The organism is Cronobacter condimenti 1330 (assembly GCF_001277255.1).
In the GTDB taxonomy this organism is placed as follows: domain Bacteria; phylum Pseudomonadota; class Gammaproteobacteria; order Enterobacterales; family Enterobacteriaceae; genus Cronobacter; species Cronobacter condimenti.
The window spans coordinates 4,080,721-4,096,400 of sequence record NZ_CP012264.1; the positions used below are offsets into that span (position 1 = coordinate 4,080,721).

Consider the following 15,680-nt stretch of genomic DNA (forward strand, 5'->3'; position numbering starts at 1 on the left):
CCCGCCGCGACAGGTGTGTTGACCAGGGCGGCGGAGGCGTTACGCTTACCCGCCCTGCACGCTACCCCCTACGGCTCCCGCAGGGTGGGAAGGCAAAGCGCCACCGGCCTTTCACGCCCTTCCCCACCCTGCGCATGGCGCCACGTCGAACGCCCGTTAATACCCGGCGGTTAAATCATCCACACTGCGCGGGTCGGACGCCCCATAAAGCGTGCCATCCGGGCCAATCATAATGCTCTGTGTACTGCCCATCGCTTCTTTCACCTCCACGTTTTGCCCTTTCTCACGCAGCAGTTTCAGCGTATCCGGGCTAAAGCCCTTCTCCACCCTTAGTTGATCCGGCAACCACTGGTGATGGAATCGGGGCGCATTGGTCGCTTCCGCCACGTTCATCCCGAAATCGATAGAATTCACCACCATCTGCAACACGGTCGTGATGATACGGCTTCCGCCCGGGCTGCCGGTCACAAGCCAGGTTTTCCCGTCTTTCACGACAATCGTCGGCGACATCGACGACAATGGCCGTTTTTTCGGCCCCACCGCGTTCGCATCGCCGCCCACCAGACCATAAACGTTTGGCGTTCCCGGCTTCGCAGAGAAATCATCCATCTGATTATTCATCAGGATCCCGGTGTTCCCCGCCACAATGCCGGTGCCAAAGGTGGTGTTCAGCGTGTACGTCACCGCCACCGCGTTGCCGTCTTTGTCCACCACGGAGAAATGCGTCGTCTGGTTGCTCTCATAAGGCGCAAGGTTGCCAGGCTTAATCTCTTTCGACGGACGCGCTTTATTCACATCTATCTGCTGTGCCAGCGATTTCGCATAAGCTTTGCTGGTGAGGGCCTGCCACGGTACTTTGACAAAATCGGGGTCACCCAGATATTCCGAGCGGTCGGCGTAGGCGTATTTTTCCGCTTCAGCCATGATTTGCATCGCGTCGGCGCTGCCGAAGCCATATTTATGCAGGTCGAAATTCTCAAGGATATTCAGGATCTGCACGATGTGGATGCCGCCTGACGACGGCGGCGGCATGGAATACACCTGATAACCGCGATAGTCGCCGCTTACCGGCGTACGCTCCACGGCGCGGTAATTCGCCAGATCGGCTTTGGTGATAAGCCCGCCGTTTTTCGCCATTTCCTCGGCGATTTGGTCGGCAATTGCGCCTTTATAGAAGGCATCTGGCCCGTCTTTCGCGATAAGTGCCAGACTGTTTGCAAGATTCGTCTGCACCAGTTTGTCGCCTTTCTGGTACGGATTGCCGTCCTGTTTCCAGAAAATCGCTTTACTGGTCGGGTGGTTCGGGAGTGTCTCCACGCCGTAGGTTTTTAAATCGGTCGCCAGCGCGTCGTTGACGGTAAAGCCGTCGCGCGCAAGGGTAATAGCGGGCTGAATAACAGTGTCGAGCGGCATCGTGCCATATTTTTGCAGCGCCAGCGCGAAGCCCGCGACGCTCCCCGGCGTGCCGGAGGCGAGATGCGAGGTCAGTGACTTTTTGCTGTCGGCGTTGCCCTGCGCATCAAGGAACATATCGCGTGTCGCTTTCTCCGGCGCCATTTCGCGGAAATCGATCGCAGTGACCTTGCCATCTTTGGTGCGCAGCATCATAAAGCCGCCGCCGCCCAGGTTACCGGCCTGCGGGTGCGTAACCGCCAGAGCAAAGCCCACGGCGACCGCCGCGTCTACCGCGTTACCGCCCTGCTTTAGCACATCAACGCCCACCTGGGTCGCGGCGGCATCCACCGAGGCCACCATGCCATGCTCGGCGCGCACCGGATGAAACACATCCTCCTCAACGCCATAAGAGACTGGCGCAGGCGCCGCAACAGGCGCAGGCGCGGCCCCCGCCGATAAGCAAAACGCTGCCGCCAGCGCCGCTATCGCGGTCTGACGTACGGTTTTCCACTGCATCATCATTATTTTTCTCCGGTTCTTGTCTGGGACACTCCCCGGAATAAGTCTGGTTCACAACTCTTAAAAGATCATCGTGGTGTCACAAAGGGGGTAAACTTGAAGGATCTTCCATACGGGGAGGGAAATACCATGAAACGCTATTTACTGATTGCCGCCGCGCTGCCGCTGGCGGCCTTCGCCGAGCCTATTAACGTCATCAACAACCCCAACCAGCCGGGTTACGTGAATCCAAGCCAGCAGCGTTTGCAGACGCAAATGCAGGGCCAGCAGCTTCAGCAAAAGGGGATGCTCAACCAGCAGGTCCAGACGCAAAGCCGCCTGCAACAGCAACATCTTCAAACCCAGATGAACACCAACACGCAGCGTATTCAGCAGGGCCAGACGGGCAATCTCAACGCACAGACCCAGCAGGTACTGCCAAACACGCATGGCGGGATGCTCAACAGCCAAAGCGGCAGTTCACAGCGCATGCTCAACAGTAACGGCGCGACGCTGAACCGCCAGCCGCAGACAAAGATGATTCAGCCGCGCCAGAATGGCGATATGCTGCGGCAAAACGGCGCCACGCTGAACGCAAACGGCGCCGTCACACCTTAAGCGCGAAAATCTGGCCCGATTTCATCAATCGCATCGGTACAGATGCAGTCCACGCCCCAGGCGAGCAGTTCCAGCGCCCGCCGGGGCGAATTCACCGTATACACCAGAATGTGCAGCCCCGCGTCTTTAAGCTGCGCGACGCGCGCCTGATCCAGAAGCTGATGATTGAGATGAATCGAGACGCAGCCAAGCTGCGTGGTCAGCGCCTGCCAGTCGTCACGCCACTCATCCAGCAGCAGCCCGCGCGGCAGTTCCGGCACGGCCTGTTGCGCCGCTTCCAGCGCCTCGATGGAAAACGACGACAGGAGCGGCGCGGTCATGCCTTGCCACAGTTCGCGCGCGGCCAGCGCCACCACGCGCCCGGTTTCGCGGTCAGCGCCCGTCGTCGGTTTGATTTCGATATTCGCCATCATATGATGCGTGCGGCAGCGCTCCGCCACCTCGCTCATTAGCGCCAGCTTCTCGCCTTTAAACGCGCCGCTGTACCAGCCGCCTGCGTCTACTTTCAGCAGTTCATCCCAGTTCAGATCGCCCGCCACCCCCCAGCCGTTGCTGGTACGCTCAAGCGTATCGTCATGCAGCAAGAAGATCTGACCATCTTTTGAGAGCTTTACGTCAAACTCAATCATGGCGTGACCCAGACGCGCACCCGTCTCGATCGCCGCCAGCGTGTTTTCCGGTGCCAGTCTGCCGCCGCCGCGGTGGGCGACGATAGGAGGATAGGGCCAGTTGCTCATAGTCGTTGTCCTGTTGCACCATCGAAGAAGTGCAGATGATTTTCCGGCAGATGCAGCCACAGCTGGCTGCCCGGCTGCGGACGCTCCTGATGCGCCAGGCGCGCCACTACTTTCTGGCTGCCCCAGCGGCCATGCGCAAGGTTATCCGCGCCCAGCATCTCCAGCGTATCGAGCGGCAACGGCACGCCGCCTGCGGCCTGTGAGCTTAGCGCAATATGTTCCGGGCGGATACCCAGCGTCACCTTGCGCCCGGCGAGCGTTTTATGCAGCCGTCCCAGCGGCAGGGAAAGCCCGTCGGCCACGTCAAAATGGGTGCCCTCACCGTTAACGCGCCCTTCCAGCAGGTTCATCGCCGGGCTGCCGATAAAGCTCGCCACAAAGCGACTGGCGGGTTTTTCGTAAACCTCTACCGGCGTGCCTATCTGCTCCGCTACGCCTTTGTTCATCACCATTACGCGCTGGGCAAGCGTCATCGCCTCAACCTGATCGTGCGTGACATACAGCGAGGTGGTGCGCAGGCGGCGGTGCAACTGTTGCAGTTCAAGGCGCATCTGCACGCGCAGCTTGGCGTCGAGGTTAGAGAGCGGTTCATCAAAGAGAAAGACGGCCGGATCGCGCACAATGGCGCGGCCCATCGCCACACGCTGGCGCTGACCGCCTGACAACTCGCGTGGGCGGCGCTGTAGCAGGCCATCCAGCTCAAGAATGCGCGCCGCCTCTTTTACACGCTCGGCGATATGCGCCTTGCCCATGCCACGAATTTTCAGGCCCCAGGCCATGTTCTCTTCGACGTTCATGTGCGGGTAGAGCGCATAGTTCTGGAATACCATCGCGATGCCGCGCTCTTTCGGCTCCATCTCTGTGACACGCTGGCGATCAATCCAGATATCGCCGCTGGTCACACGCTCAAGCCCCGCCACCATACGCAGCAGCGTCGATTTGCCGCAGCCCGACGGGCCGACCATCACAATAAATTCGCCATCCGCGACGTCCACGGTCAGCGGCTGGATCACCTGCGTTTTGCCGTTATCCCAGCTTTTGGTCACAGCCTGAAGTTTTAAACCTGCCATCTTATTTCTCGCTGTCTACTAAGCCGCGAACAAACGCGCGCTGCATTACTAAAACAATCACCACCGGCGGGATCAGCGTCAGCAGCATCGCCGCCATCACCTGATTCCACTGCGTGCTGCCTTCGCCTACCGAAATCATGCCCTTGATACCCGCGACTGCCGTGCCAAGCGCCGGGTCACTGACGATAAGCAGCGGCCAGAGATACTGGTTCCAGCCGTAGATAAAGGTGATCACAAACAGCGCCGCCAGGTTGGTTTTAGAAAGCGGCAGCACGATGTCGCGGAAAAACCGCATCGGCGAAGCGCCATCAATGCGCGCCGCTTCCATCAGCTCATCGGGTAGCGTCATAAAAAACTGGCGGAAGAGGAACGTCGCCGTAGCAGAGGCCATCAGCGGCAGCGTCAGGCCGGTGTAGCTGTCCATCAGCTTCAGGTTGGCTATCACGTCTACCGTCGGGAATATGCGCACTTCGACCGGCAGCATCAGGGTAATAAAAATCATCCAGAAGAAGAGGTTACGCAGCGGAAAGCGGAACCAGACAATGGCGAATGCCGACAGCATCGACACCGCGATTTTCCCGACGGTGATGCTAAACGCCATGATGAAGCTGTTCAGCAACATCAGCCAGAACGGCGCGCTGTTGGCGCCAACGCCATTCACCCAAATATTTTTCAGGTTTTCCCACAGGTGCGTGCCGGGAATCAGCGTCATTGGCGTGGCAAACACGGCCTCGTTGTCGAGCGTCGCCGCCACAAACGCCACGTAAAGCGGAAAGAGAATAGCGGCAATGCCGAGGATCAAAATGGTATGGCTGAAAATCGTCAGCCCGCGGCGGTTTTCAATCATTGGTAACGCACCTTACTTTCCACATAGCGGAACTGCACCACCGTGAGGATGATAACCAGCACCATCAGCACGACCGACTGCGCGGCAGAAGTAGAGAGATCCAGCCCGGCGAACCCTTCGCGGTAAATCTTATAAATCAGCGTCGTGGTGGCCTGCACCGGCCCGCCTGCGGTGGCGGCGTCAATAACCGGAAAGGTGTCGAAGAAGGCGTAAACCAGGTTCACCACCAGCAGGAAAAAGCTCACCGGCGCGATAAGCGGCAGCGACAGCTTAAAGAACCGACGTACCGGCCCGGCGCCGTCGATAGCGGCCGCCTCAACCAGAGAGCGCGGAATCGACTGCAACGCCGCGAAGAAAAACAGAAAGTTATAGCTGATTTGCTTCCAGACGGAGGCGAACACCACCAGGAACATCGCCTGTCCGCTGTTTTGCGAATGGTTCCAGTAGTAGCCCATCTGCTCCAGCACGTGGGTGATAAGCCCGCGCCCCGGGTTGAAGAGGAAGATCCACAGTACGGCGGCAATGGCCGGTGCGACGGCGTAAGGCAGCAGCATCAAGGTTTGATAAAAGCGGCTACCGCGCACCACGTAATCGACCAGGGCCGCGAAGAACAGCGAGATCAAAAGGCCGCTTACCGTCACCAGCGTGCTGAATTTGATCGTCGTCCAGAAGGAATCCAGATAATAGCTGTCGTGGAAGAGCTGCGTGAAGTTCGCAAGCCCGACAAACTGGCTGGAGAGCCCGAACGGATCGACGCTTTGTACCGAGTACCAGAGCGCCTCGCCCGCAGGCCAGATAAAAAAGACAACGGTGATAATCAACTGCGGTGCCAGCAGCGCATAAGGCAGCCAGCTTGCGCGAAACACCGGACGAGATGATGACATAGAGGGACACTTTCCTGAAAAATGCCGGGTGCGGCTTCGCCTTACCCGGCCTGGGAACTATTACCTGTAGGGCGGGTAAGGCAAAGCGCACCCGCCACATCAAACCGGCTATCCCTGCCGGCCTTGGGGTTACGATTTCGTCGACTGCTCGAAGCGACGCAACAGCTGGTTTCCACGCTCAACGGCGGAATCCAGCGCCTGTTGCGGGGTTTTCTTGCCGGTCCAGACGCTTTCCAGCTCTTCGTCAACCACGGTGCGGATCTGCGGCATATTGCCCAGACGCAGCCCTTTGGTGAACGGCAACGGCGGCTTGTTCAGCATCTGGCGCGTTGCGATATCGGCGCCCGGGTTTTTGTCATAGAAACCCTGCTCGCGGGTCAGGTCGTAGGCGGCTTTGGTGATAGGAAGATAGCCGGTTTTCTGGTGCCATTCGGCAGCGTTTTCCGGTTGCGCCAGGAAGCTCAGGAATTCCGCGACGCCTTTGTACATCTCTTTGTCCTTGCCCTGCATCACCCACAGGCTCGCCCCGCCGATGATGGCGTTCTGCGGCGCGCCTTTTACGTCGGCGTCGTAAGGCATCATGCCCACACCGTAGTTGAATTTGGCGTAGTGACGGATGTCTGCGAGCGAACCGGACGAAGCGGTCGTGATCGCGCAGTCGCCGTTATAGAACTTCTCGGTCGACTCATCCTTGCGCCCGAAGTAGCTGAAATCGCCCTTCTTGTTCAGATCCTGCAACAGCGCGATATGCTTCACCTGCTCCGGCTTGTTGAACTCCAGTACCGCGTCGGTACCGTCAAAGCCGTTATTTTTGGTGGCGACCGGCAGGCCGTGCCAGGCGCTGAAGTTTTCAATCTGGATCCATCCCTGCCAGCCGCTGGCATAGCCGCATTTCATCCCGGCTGCTTTCAGCTTCGCGGTGTACGCGGCGAGGTCCTGCCAGGTTTTCGGCGGCTGCTCAGGATCTAAGCCCGCTTTTTTGAAGGCATCTTTGTTGTAGTACAGCACCGGGGTGGAGCTGTTAAACGGTTGGGAGAGCAGATGCCCGCTTTTCGCGTCGGTGTAATAACCAGCGACCGTCGGGACGAACCGGGATTCGTCGAATTCAATGCCAGCATCGTTAAAAACTTCGTACACCGGTTTGATAGCTTTGGAGGCCATCATGGTGGCGGTACCTACTTCGTAGACCTGCAAAATCGCCGGGGCGTTGCCGGTGCGGAAAGCCGCAATACCCGCCGCCAGGCTCTGCTCGTAGTTACCTTTATAAACCGGTTCGATTTTGTATTCCGGGTGAGCCTGGTTGAACCGCTGCGCCAGCGAATTCACCTCTTTACCCAGTTCGCCTTCCATAGAATGCCAGAACGGAATGGTGGTGGCCGCCATCGCCTGGCTGCTCAGCGCCCATCCCAGAGCCACACAAATTGCTGTACGTCGTAACGAAGCTGTCATGTCTGTTATCTCTCTGATTATGCGTCGTTTGAGATGCGCGAAATCACGCGTTTTATGCTCGCGAGCTAACATGACATGCGCGTATGACAGAAAAATAACCTTTTATTTACAGAATAATGACAGTCAGTCGGTCGGGATATGATGGAAGGGTGACGGTTATATGGCGGAAATAAAAAGCCTGATGGCGGGTACCTTCACCCGCAGTGAAAGGGAGCAGACACTAAAAAAGGCAACGTGCGTTGCCTTTTTGCTTTTAGCCTGCTTGTGCCTAGCCGCCCAGATAGGCGCTACGCACGGCCTCGTTGGCGAGCAGCGCGTCACCGGTATCGGATAGCACCACGTGACCGTTTTCCAGCACGTAACCACGATCGGCGAGCTTCAGCGCCTGGTTGGCGTTTTGCTCCACGAGGAAAATGGTCATCCCTTCGCTGCGCAGCTGTTCGATGGTGTCGAAAATCTGCTGGATGATGATGGGCGCAAGGCCGAGGGACGGTTCATCAAGCAGCAGCAGGCGCGGCTGGCTCATTAGCGCACGGCCTATCGCCAGCATTTGCTGCTCACCGCCAGACATGGTACCGGCGCGCTGGATACGGCGCTCATGCAGACGCGGGAAGAGATCGTAAACACGCTGAATACGTGTCTGAAACTGCGAGCGATCCGCGAAAAACCCTCCCATCGCCAGATTCTCTTCCACCGTCATGCGGGAGAACACGCGACGGCCTTCCGGCACAATCGCCACCGCCTCGCGCATGATTTTCGCCGTCTGCCAGTCGGTAATGTCTTTGCCGTCAAAGACGATACGGCCCGTGGAGGCACGCGGATCGCCGCACAGTGTACCGAGCAGCGTCGTTTTTCCCGCGCCGTTCGCGCCGATAAGGGTGACAATTTCGCCCTGCTTAATGTGCAGGCTCACCTCATGCAGCGCCTGGATTTTGCCGTAGTGCGCGCTCACCTTGTCAAAAGACAACATCACGTTTTCCATCTTATGCCTCACCCAGGTATGCGCGAATAACATCAGGGTTGTTGCGGATCTGCTCCGGCGTGCCGTTGGCAAGCGGCGTCCCCTGGTTTACCACATAAATACGATCTGAAATGCCCATCACCAGTTTCATGTCGTGCTCAATCAGCAGAATGGTCGTGTTGTGATGGTTGCGCAGCTCGACAATCAGTTCATCCAGCTCTTTGGTCTCTTTGGGGTTAAGGCCCGCGGCAGGCTCATCGAGCATCAGGATCTCCGGCTGCGTCACCATGCAGCGGGCAATCTCCAGGCGACGCTGATCGCCATAAGCGAGGTTGCCCGCCTGGCGGTTAGCGTGCTGTAAGAGGTTGATGCGCTCAAGCCAGGTAGCGGCGCGATCCAGCGCCTCGCTGTGCGCACGACGAAACGCGGGCGTTTTCAGCAGGCCGGAAAAGAGCCCGGATTTCAGTTGCTGGTGTTGCGCCACCAGCAGGTTTTCAATCACCGTCATTTCACGGAACAGACGCACGTGCTGGAACGTGCGCACCACGCCCATGCGGGCAATCTGCTGGCCAGGCAGCCCTTCAAGATGCTGGTCGCGCAGCATAATGGTGCCGCCGGTCGGCTTATAGAAGCCGGTCAGGCAGTTAAATACCGTGGTTTTACCGGCCCCGTTCGGGCCAATCAGCGAGACAATTTCCTGCGGGCGCAACTCAAGAGAGACATTATTGACGGCAAGCAGGCCGCCAAAGCGCATCATCAGGCCGCTGACGGATAATAAAGGCTGACTCATGCCTGCTCTCCTTTACTGCTAACGCCATTTTTCAGTTTCAGTTGCGGGCGCGTCATCGGCAGCAAACCCTGCGGACGCCAGATCATCATCAGCACCATCAGGCCGCCGAGCACCAGCATGCTGTATTCATTCAGGTCACGCATCAGTTCGCGCGACACCACCAGCAGAATCGCCGCCAGGATCACCGCAAACTGCGAGCCCATCCCACCCAGCACCACAATAGCCAGCACGAACGCGGATTCCGCGAAGGTGAACGATTCAGGGCTGACAAAACCCTGGCGCGCGGCAAACAGCGTCCCGGCGAAACCCGCAAAGGCGGCGCTGATGGTAAACGCGGTGAGCTTGATACGCGTCGGGTTCAGACCGAGCGAGCGGCAGGCGATTTCATCTTCACGCAGCGCTTCCCACGCGCGGCCAAGCGGCATACGCAACAGGCGGTTAATCACAAACAGCGAGAAGACCACCAGCAGCAGCGCCACCAGATAGAGCCAGATGACGCGATCAGACGGGTCATATTTCATGCCGAAGAAATTACTGAAGGTGTCCCAGCCGCCTTCGCGCGCGGTACGGCTGAACTCCAGGCCAAAGAAAGTCGGTTTTGGGATCTGACTGATGCCGTTCGGGCCGCCAGTGATTTCGGTATTGTTGAGCAGCAGAATACGGACGATTTCGCCAAAGCCGAGCGTCACAATCGCCAGGTAGTCGCCACGCAGACGCAATACCGGGAAGCCGAGCAGAAAACCGGCCGCGGCGGCGACCAGGCCTGCGAGCGGCAGACAGGTCCAGAAGCCGAGCCCGTAGTAGTGATTCAGCAGCGCGAACGTATACGCGCCGATAGCGTAAAAGCCGCCGTAGCCGAGTACCAGCAGGCCGGAAAGCCCGACGACCACATTCAGGCCGAGACCGAGGATCACGTAGATCATGGTGAGCGTTGCGATATCCACCGTTCCGCGTGAAACCACAAACGGCCATGCCACGGCGACCACCAGCAGGCCAAGCAGGAACAGCTTCTGTTTTGCAGTCGAACCATCAATCGCCGGCAGAATAAACTTCGGTCCGGAGACATTTTTCAGGCCCTTCTGGAACAACGGGCGCAGCAGCTGGAATAAAAAGACCACGCCGGTGCCGACGGCAATCCACTCCCAGCGGATGCTGTCGGCGGTGTCGACGACCAGGCGGGTGCCGTTCAGTTCAAGCTGAACGCCCATAAAAACGCCCGCCAGCACGAAGAACATCGCGGCGGCCAGCAGCGCCCCAAACACATGCATCGGTTTCATACTTTTTCTACCTCCGGGCGACCCAGAATACCGGTCGGCATCACCAGCAGGACGCCGATCAACAGGGCAAACGACACCACATCTTTATATTCGGTGCTGAGATACGCCGAGGTCAGCGCCTCGGTGACGCCCAGAATAAGGCCGCCAATCATTGCACCCGGAATACTGCCGATGCCGCCAAGCACCGCGGCGGTGAACGCTTTCATCCCGGCCATAAAGCCGATGTAGGGGTTGATAACGCCGTAGAACTGACCGAGCAAAACGCCTGCCACCGCCGCCATCGCGGCGCCGATGACAAAGGTCAGCGCGATCACGCGATCGGTATTGATGCCAAGCAGGCTCGCCATTTTGAGATCTTCTGCGCAGGCACGACAGGCGCGCCCCATCCGGGAATAACGGATGAACAGCGTCAGCGCGAGCATCGCGATAAAGGTCACAATCCAGATAACCAACTGCATTGTCGTGATGGTGGCAGCGAAATTCTCGCTGCTGCCAATGGTCCACTGGCCGTTAAAGAGGCTCGGGAGCGCGACGTCGCGCGAGCCCTGCGTCAGGCTGACGTAGTTTTGCAGGAAAATAGACATCCCGATGGCGGAGATAAGCGCAATCAGGCGCTTGGAACTGCGTACAGGACGATAAGCCACGCGCTCAATGCTCCAGCCGTAGGCGCTGGAGACAACAATCGCGCCGATAAATGCCGCGCCGACCAACAGCCAGCTGGTATCGATACCCATCATCATGAGGGCGGCGATGATCATGAATGACACGTAGCTGCCAATCATATAGACCTCGCCGTGGGCGAAGTTAATCATGCCGATAATGCCGTAGACCATGGTGTAGCCGATGGCGATCAGCGCGTAAGTACTGCCCAGCGTGACGCCGTTAAACATCTGCTGCAGAAAATAGAGAAACTGCTCGGACATAACGTAACCTTATTAAAACCTGTCGGACGGCGTCCGACGGGCGGGATGAACATCGGGTATGCTGTATTTCAGGCGACAAACGGCCCGTTTTTCGCAACGGTTGATGCACCGTCGGCATGCCACTCAAAACCACTCACTTCAAATCCCTTCAGATCGCTTTTTTCATCCCAGTTCAGCGGCCCAGACACGGTCGTTACACCGTGAGATTTTATTTTCTTCACCAGAGCGACTGCGCCGCCGTGAAACACCTTAGCGCCCCACTGCGCCATCGGCCCGGACATGGCGCCTGTAGCGTCCACGTTGTTCGCCTGCGCGTTGCTGTTCATCCTCAAAATCCCCGTTCGTGATGTGTGTTGCTAATAAGTTTTATTATGGTTAAAAAATATTCTGCTGTTTTAATAGACAACGCTATTTTTACCTGTCTCTTTAAAGGGTTAGCGTGGTTTTTAGCGAAACTATAATTAAAACATCTATTTTTCAGTCTATTAAGAAAAGATAATATTCTGAAATATGGCCGAGATAAACAAAAAAAAGCGCAGCGAATAGCATAAAATATCGGCATTATAAGCCAGATAAAACGCTGCCTTTCAGGGTTATATGCTGGTTAAATTTCATTCCTCGCGCTTTCCCGCTGGTTAATTAATGAGACAAAAACTAATCAGCTACTGAATAGATCTTGCCATGACGCCCAGCACCTGAAAAAAATCGGGTAAACTCAGTTATTCACCCATGGCGGAATGATTGTTTATGAAACTCACTATCCTTCGTCTGCATACCCTGAGCGAACAGGACAAAATCGACCTCGCGAAGATCTGGCCGGAATATCCTTCTGAATCGCTGCGTCTTGATGAGAACCACCGGATTTATGCCGCGCGCTTTAACGAGCGGCTGCTGGGCGCGGTGCGCGTGACGCTGCGCGGCACCGAAGGCGCCATGGATTCTCTGCGGGTACGGGAAGTCACGCGTCGTCGCGGCGTTGGGCATTACCTGATTGAAGAGACGATCCGCGATAACCCGTCGATGACCGACTGGTGGGTGATGGATATCGGTGTGGAAGACTACAACGTGATGAACGCGTTTATGCAGACGCTGGGCTTTAACGCGCAGCAGGATGGCTGGGTGAAGCGGTTAGAGGCGTGATGTTAATAAAGGGGTGGATGCGCTGCGCTTATCCACCTTACGCGACAGCGGCATACACCGCTGTCGCGCGAAAGACGCAATAGCCTCTTTACCCACGTATTTCGTGCTACAGCAAGGCGGCAAGCCCTGAAATCCCCGGGAGCTTACATCAGTAAGTGACCGGGGTTGAAGGGTGCAGCCAACGCTGCTGTCGTGCGAAAGACGCAACAGCCTATTTACCCAAGTATTTCGTGCTACAGCAAGGCGGCAAGCCCTGAAATCCCCGGGAGCTTACATCAGTAAGTGACCGGGGTTGAAGGGTGCAGCCAACGCTGCTGTCGTGCGAAAGACGCCGGGGAAATAATTATTTGGCGTCGGTCGCCGTACCATTGGCATGCCAGGTAAACACGCCAAACTCAAAGCCTTTCAGATCGCCCTTCGAATCCCAGGAGAGCGGCCCCATCACGGTGTCTACCGAATTCGCTTTCAGGTATTTGGCGATTGCCGCCGGGTCGTCGCTCTGGTTCAGGCCAGCGGCCAGAGACTGCAGCGCGGCGTAAGTGGTCCACACAAACGCGCCGCTCGGATCCTGTTTCTTCGCTTTGATGGCGTCCACAATCGGTTTGTTCGCGGGTACCTGATCGTAGTTCTTCGGCTTGGTCACCAGCATGCCTTCGGCTGCATCGCCCGCGATGTTAGACAGCGACACGTTCGCCACGCCTTCCGGGCCCATAAACTGGGTTTTCAGGCCTGCCGCGCGCGCCTGGCGCAGGATCTGCCCCATCTCCGGGTGATAACCACCGTAGTAAACAAAATCGATGTTTTCTTTCTTCAGACGCGCCACCAGCGTGGAGAAATCTTTTTCGCCTGCGGTAATACCGTCGAAGAAGACCACATTAGCGCCGCCTTTCTTCAGGCCGTCCTGCACCGCACGCGCCAGACCTTCACCGTATTGCTGTTTGTCATGAATGATGGCGATGTTCTTCGGTTTGACCTTATCAAGGATGTATTTTGCCGCAGTCGGGCCCTGGTCGGAATCCAGACCCGTGGTGCGCAGGATCAGCTGATAACCGCGCGCGGTCAGTTCCGGCGCCGTTGCGGCAGGTGTAATCATCAGGATGCCTTCGTCTTCATAGATATCAGACGCCGGCTGCGTGGAAGAGGAGCACAGGTGACCGATGACATATTTTACGCCGTCGTTAACCACTTTGTTCGCCACCGCCACCGCTTGTTTCGGGTCGCAGGCGTCGTCATATTTGGTGATAACCAGCTTGTTGCCTTTGATACCGCCTTTGGCGTTGATATCAGCAACCGCCTGCTCGGCACCGGTGAATTCCTGGTCGCCGTATTGCGCTACCGGGCCAGACATGGCGCCTACCACGGCAATTTTAATGTCTTCCGCCATCGCCATGCTGCTCATCGCCAGCGCAATTGCGCCTGCCAGTAACGCTTTACCCTTCATTTTCATCCTGAGGTTCCCCATTCTTGTGGTCATTGCAGTTGTGGTGTTGTTGTTTTTCGCTACTTTATTTCCGCTTCGCTTGTTAGCGCAGCATTTAATAATGGTTTTAAGCCCTGCCGCCCGGCTAAAAGCAGCATACTCTGCTAAAAACATACCCCATTTTTATGAATTTGGAATCACTATTTTTCACGTCAATAGTGGCGAAGAGTGGCGAAAAAACGTCCGCCGCGCCTCACACGCGGCGGGTTATCGGGTTTTACCAGCCTGCGGGCAGATAACCGAAGGCGGACAACACCGCATAAATGGCGCTGGCGACATAGAGCAACACGATCACTGTCTGAATCAGCGGATGGGTACTCCAGCTGCATTGCCAGCGGGGCGTGATCTCGCCACGACGACGCGCGCCGCGCAAAATAAGGATAGGCATAACAGAGAGGATCACGCCGCTGAAAACGCCCGCAAAGTAGAGCGCGTTCACAAAAGAGACCATGCCACTGTAGGCCAGCGCGAAGGGCGGCAGCGCAACAACCGCCAGCACGCCGAGGCGTTTAAGCGGCTGTGCGTCGTCCCCCAGGCGGAATTTGTCGAAGATATTGGTCAGAAAGCTGCCGCCGAGACCCCAGTAAGAGGTGAGCATGGCGCACAGCGCAAAAATGTTGGCGGAGAAGAAAGCCCATTCGCCCAGCGCCCGACCCCAGGAGATGGTCGCGACTTCAGAGATACCCTCAAGCCCGCTTAACGCGATGACCGAAAGCGGCACCAGCGCCAGCAGCGTAAACGTGATGGCCATCCCGGCAATAATGGCTTTAGGCAATTTCTCCGGCTTGTCGACAAAGCCCCGCGCCATCTCGGGCACGATATATTGCGCGGCAAAGCAGAACGCGGTGACATTGAATACCGGCACCATATAGCGCCAGTCGCCGTCCAGCAGCCAGCGCATTTCGGTCGATTCATGCAGCAACGTGGCGACAACCAGCACCGCTATCATGACCACCATGCCGATACTGATAAATTTCTCGCCGCGCCCGATGGCCTTTAACCCAAGCCAGAGAATACCCGCCGCCGGGATGAAGAAAATCAGGCTGCCTACCGCTGGCGACACGCCGATAAGCGAGCTTAACAGTTTGCCGCTGCCGGTCATGTAGGCGGTGAGCGCGCCGACGCTGTTCACGCACACCGAGGCAAACATTAGCCAGGCGCCGAGGCGTCCGACGTAACGCCCTGCCAGCCCGCTTAACTGTAAATGCGCGCGGGTGCGCAGCGTGGCTTCGGCAACGTAGAGCATGGTGATGGTGGTCAGCACGCCGACGACAGCGAGCCAGAAAAGTAGCGGCAGGAAGCCCGCTTTGCTGGAGGCATAGGCGATAGAAAGCACGCCTGCGCCAATATTGGTGCCGACGATCATCGCCACGCCTTCGACGAAGCTCAGGGATTTGGGGGATGACGCGGCCCGCTCTCGGGCAGCCCACAGTGATGCGGGCGTGGTGTTATCAGACATAGTTCTTCCTTAAATATCCGGCGGCTATCACCACCGGAAGCGGTTGTGTTCACGGTGTTTTCTTGTGCTAGCAAGGGAGATATTTAAGCTTCGGGTCTGTCAGCCTCCCGAAGCGCGTTCCTTCGCAGGTGGCCCCAAAGACGCGCCGTTAT

14 protein-coding genes and 1 pseudogene are annotated in these 15,680 nt (G+C 57.4%); 2 read left to right on the top strand and 13 right to left on the bottom strand.

Going from position 1 to position 15,680, the window contains the following annotated elements; all coding sequences use genetic code 11:
- Positions 1-156 precede the first annotated feature (156 nt).
- On the bottom strand, positions 157-1,917 hold the full coding sequence (ggt, locus tag AFK62_RS18770; RefSeq protein ID WP_053532079.1) for a gamma-glutamyltransferase: 1,761 nt from the start codon (positions 1,915-1,917) through the stop codon (positions 157-159).
- A 126-nt stretch (positions 1,918-2,043) separates the two neighbouring features.
- Here ggt and AFK62_RS18775 point away from each other — a divergent pair, with 126 nt between their 5' ends.
- On the top strand, positions 2,044-2,511 hold the full coding sequence (locus AFK62_RS18775) for a DUF2756 family protein (protein ID WP_007671751.1): 468 nt from the start codon (positions 2,044-2,046) through the stop codon (positions 2,509-2,511).
- On the opposite strand, the gene ugpQ is transcribed toward AFK62_RS18775, so the two are convergent.
- The 10 genes and pseudogenes from ugpQ to AFK62_RS22940 all read right to left on the bottom strand — a co-directional run.
- On the bottom strand, positions 2,508-3,248 hold the full coding sequence (gene ugpQ / locus AFK62_RS18780) for a glycerophosphodiester phosphodiesterase (RefSeq protein ID WP_007671748.1): 741 nt from the start codon (positions 3,246-3,248) through the stop codon (positions 2,508-2,510). The genes AFK62_RS18775 and ugpQ overlap by 4 nt on opposite strands.
- Positions 3,245-4,318, bottom strand: coding sequence for a sn-glycerol-3-phosphate import ATP-binding protein UgpC (locus AFK62_RS18785; RefSeq protein WP_007671747.1), 1,074 nt, complete (start codon positions 4,316-4,318; stop codon positions 3,245-3,247). Before AFK62_RS18785 ends, ugpQ begins: the two co-directional genes overlap by 4 nt.
- 1 nt (position 4,319) lies before the next feature.
- Positions 4,320-5,165 carry a sn-glycerol-3-phosphate ABC transporter permease UgpE gene (gene ugpE / locus AFK62_RS18790; protein ID WP_007671746.1) on the bottom strand — a complete coding sequence of 282 codons (846 nt, stop codon included), beginning with the start codon at positions 5,163-5,165 and terminating at the stop codon, positions 4,320-4,322.
- Positions 5,162-6,049, bottom strand: coding sequence for a sn-glycerol-3-phosphate ABC transporter permease UgpA (gene ugpA / locus AFK62_RS18795; protein WP_007671745.1), 888 nt, complete (start codon positions 6,047-6,049; stop codon positions 5,162-5,164). Before ugpA ends, ugpE begins: the two co-directional genes overlap by 4 nt.
- A gap of 129 nt (positions 6,050-6,178) precedes the next feature.
- Positions 6,179-7,498: a sn-glycerol-3-phosphate ABC transporter substrate-binding protein UgpB gene (gene ugpB, locus AFK62_RS18800; RefSeq protein ID WP_032984368.1), complete on the bottom strand. Its 1,320-nt coding sequence runs from the start codon at positions 7,496-7,498 to the stop codon at positions 6,179-6,181.
- A 268-nt stretch (positions 7,499-7,766) separates the two neighbouring features.
- Positions 7,767-8,480, bottom strand: coding sequence for a high-affinity branched-chain amino acid ABC transporter ATP-binding protein LivF (livF, locus tag AFK62_RS18805; RefSeq protein ID WP_007671743.1), 714 nt, complete (start codon positions 8,478-8,480; stop codon positions 7,767-7,769).
- Position 8,481: 1 nt separating this feature from the next.
- Positions 8,482-9,249, bottom strand: coding sequence for a high-affinity branched-chain amino acid ABC transporter ATP-binding protein LivG (gene livG, locus AFK62_RS18810; protein ID WP_007671742.1), 768 nt, complete (start codon positions 9,247-9,249; stop codon positions 8,482-8,484).
- Complete coding sequence (locus AFK62_RS18815; RefSeq protein ID WP_053532080.1) at positions 9,246-10,526, bottom strand: high-affinity branched-chain amino acid ABC transporter permease LivM; 1,281 nt, start codon at positions 10,524-10,526, stop codon at positions 9,246-9,248. The genes livG and AFK62_RS18815 overlap by 4 nt, the downstream gene beginning before the upstream one ends.
- The gene (livH, locus tag AFK62_RS18820; protein ID WP_007671740.1) at positions 10,523-11,449 is read right to left on the bottom strand and encodes a high-affinity branched-chain amino acid ABC transporter permease LivH; all 927 of its coding nucleotides are present in this window, start codon (positions 11,447-11,449) and stop codon (positions 10,523-10,525) included. The genes AFK62_RS18815 and livH overlap by 4 nt, the downstream gene beginning before the upstream one ends.
- Positions 11,450-11,517: 68 nt before the next feature.
- Positions 11,518-11,673: pseudogene (locus AFK62_RS22940) on the bottom strand (hypothetical protein); the annotation flags it as partial.
- Between the two features lie 523 nt (positions 11,674-12,196).
- On the opposite strand from AFK62_RS22940, the gene panM reads away from it, so the two are divergent.
- A complete protein-coding gene (gene panM, locus AFK62_RS18830) occupies positions 12,197-12,589 on the top strand; it encodes an aspartate 1-decarboxylase autocleavage activator PanM (protein ID WP_007671713.1) in 393 nt (130 codons plus the stop codon).
- Positions 12,590-12,932: 343 nt separating this feature from the next.
- Here the strand turns inward: panM and AFK62_RS18835 are convergent, their stop codons facing one another.
- Both AFK62_RS18835 and AFK62_RS18840 read right to left on the bottom strand, forming a co-directional pair.
- The gene (locus AFK62_RS18835; protein ID WP_007679198.1) at positions 12,933-14,036 is read right to left on the bottom strand and encodes a branched-chain amino acid ABC transporter substrate-binding protein; all 1,104 of its coding nucleotides are present in this window, start codon (positions 14,034-14,036) and stop codon (positions 12,933-12,935) included.
- A gap of 250 nt (positions 14,037-14,286) precedes the next feature.
- The gene (locus tag AFK62_RS18840) at positions 14,287-15,528 is read right to left on the bottom strand and encodes an aromatic amino acid transport family protein (protein ID WP_007679205.1); all 1,242 of its coding nucleotides are present in this window, start codon (positions 15,526-15,528) and stop codon (positions 14,287-14,289) included.
- Positions 15,529-15,680: the final 152 nt, after the last annotated feature.

What these genes read in the sequence shown, in the direction of transcription:
- ugpE (WP_007671746.1), bottom strand. Translation starts at nt 5,165, where the DNA reads ATGATTGAAAACCGCCGCGGGCTGACGATTTTCAGCCATACCATTTTG.
- panM (WP_007671713.1), top strand. Translation starts at nt 12,197, where the DNA reads ATGAAACTCACTATCCTTCGTCTGCATACCCTGAGCGAACAGGACAAA.
- AFK62_RS18785 (WP_007671747.1), bottom strand. Translation starts at nt 4,318, where the DNA reads ATGGCAGGTTTAAAACTTCAGGCTGTGACCAAAAGCTGGGATAACGGC.
- livF (WP_007671743.1), bottom strand. Translation starts at nt 8,480, where the DNA reads ATGGAAAACGTGATGTTGTCTTTTGACAAGGTGAGCGCGCACTACGGC.
- ggt (WP_053532079.1), bottom strand. Translation starts at nt 1,917, where the DNA reads ATGATGATGCAGTGGAAAACCGTACGTCAGACCGCGATAGCGGCGCTG.
- ugpQ (WP_007671748.1), bottom strand. Translation starts at nt 3,248, where the DNA reads ATGAGCAACTGGCCCTATCCTCCTATCGTCGCCCACCGCGGCGGCGGC.
- livG (WP_007671742.1), bottom strand. Translation starts at nt 9,249, where the DNA reads ATGAGTCAGCCTTTATTATCCGTCAGCGGCCTGATGATGCGCTTTGGC.
- livH (WP_007671740.1), bottom strand. Translation starts at nt 11,449, where the DNA reads ATGTCCGAGCAGTTTCTCTATTTTCTGCAGCAGATGTTTAACGGCGTC.
- AFK62_RS18815 (WP_053532080.1), bottom strand. Translation starts at nt 10,526, where the DNA reads ATGAAACCGATGCATGTGTTTGGGGCGCTGCTGGCCGCCGCGATGTTC.
- AFK62_RS18835 (WP_007679198.1), bottom strand. Translation starts at nt 14,036, where the DNA reads ATGAAAATGAAGGGTAAAGCGTTACTGGCAGGCGCAATTGCGCTGGCG.
- AFK62_RS18775 (WP_007671751.1), top strand. Translation starts at nt 2,044, where the DNA reads ATGAAACGCTATTTACTGATTGCCGCCGCGCTGCCGCTGGCGGCCTTC.
- ugpA (WP_007671745.1), bottom strand. Translation starts at nt 6,049, where the DNA reads ATGTCATCATCTCGTCCGGTGTTTCGCGCAAGCTGGCTGCCTTATGCG.
- AFK62_RS18840 (WP_007679205.1), bottom strand. Translation starts at nt 15,528, where the DNA reads ATGTCTGATAACACCACGCCCGCATCACTGTGGGCTGCCCGAGAGCGG.
- ugpB (WP_032984368.1), bottom strand. Translation starts at nt 7,498, where the DNA reads ATGACAGCTTCGTTACGACGTACAGCAATTTGTGTGGCTCTGGGATGG.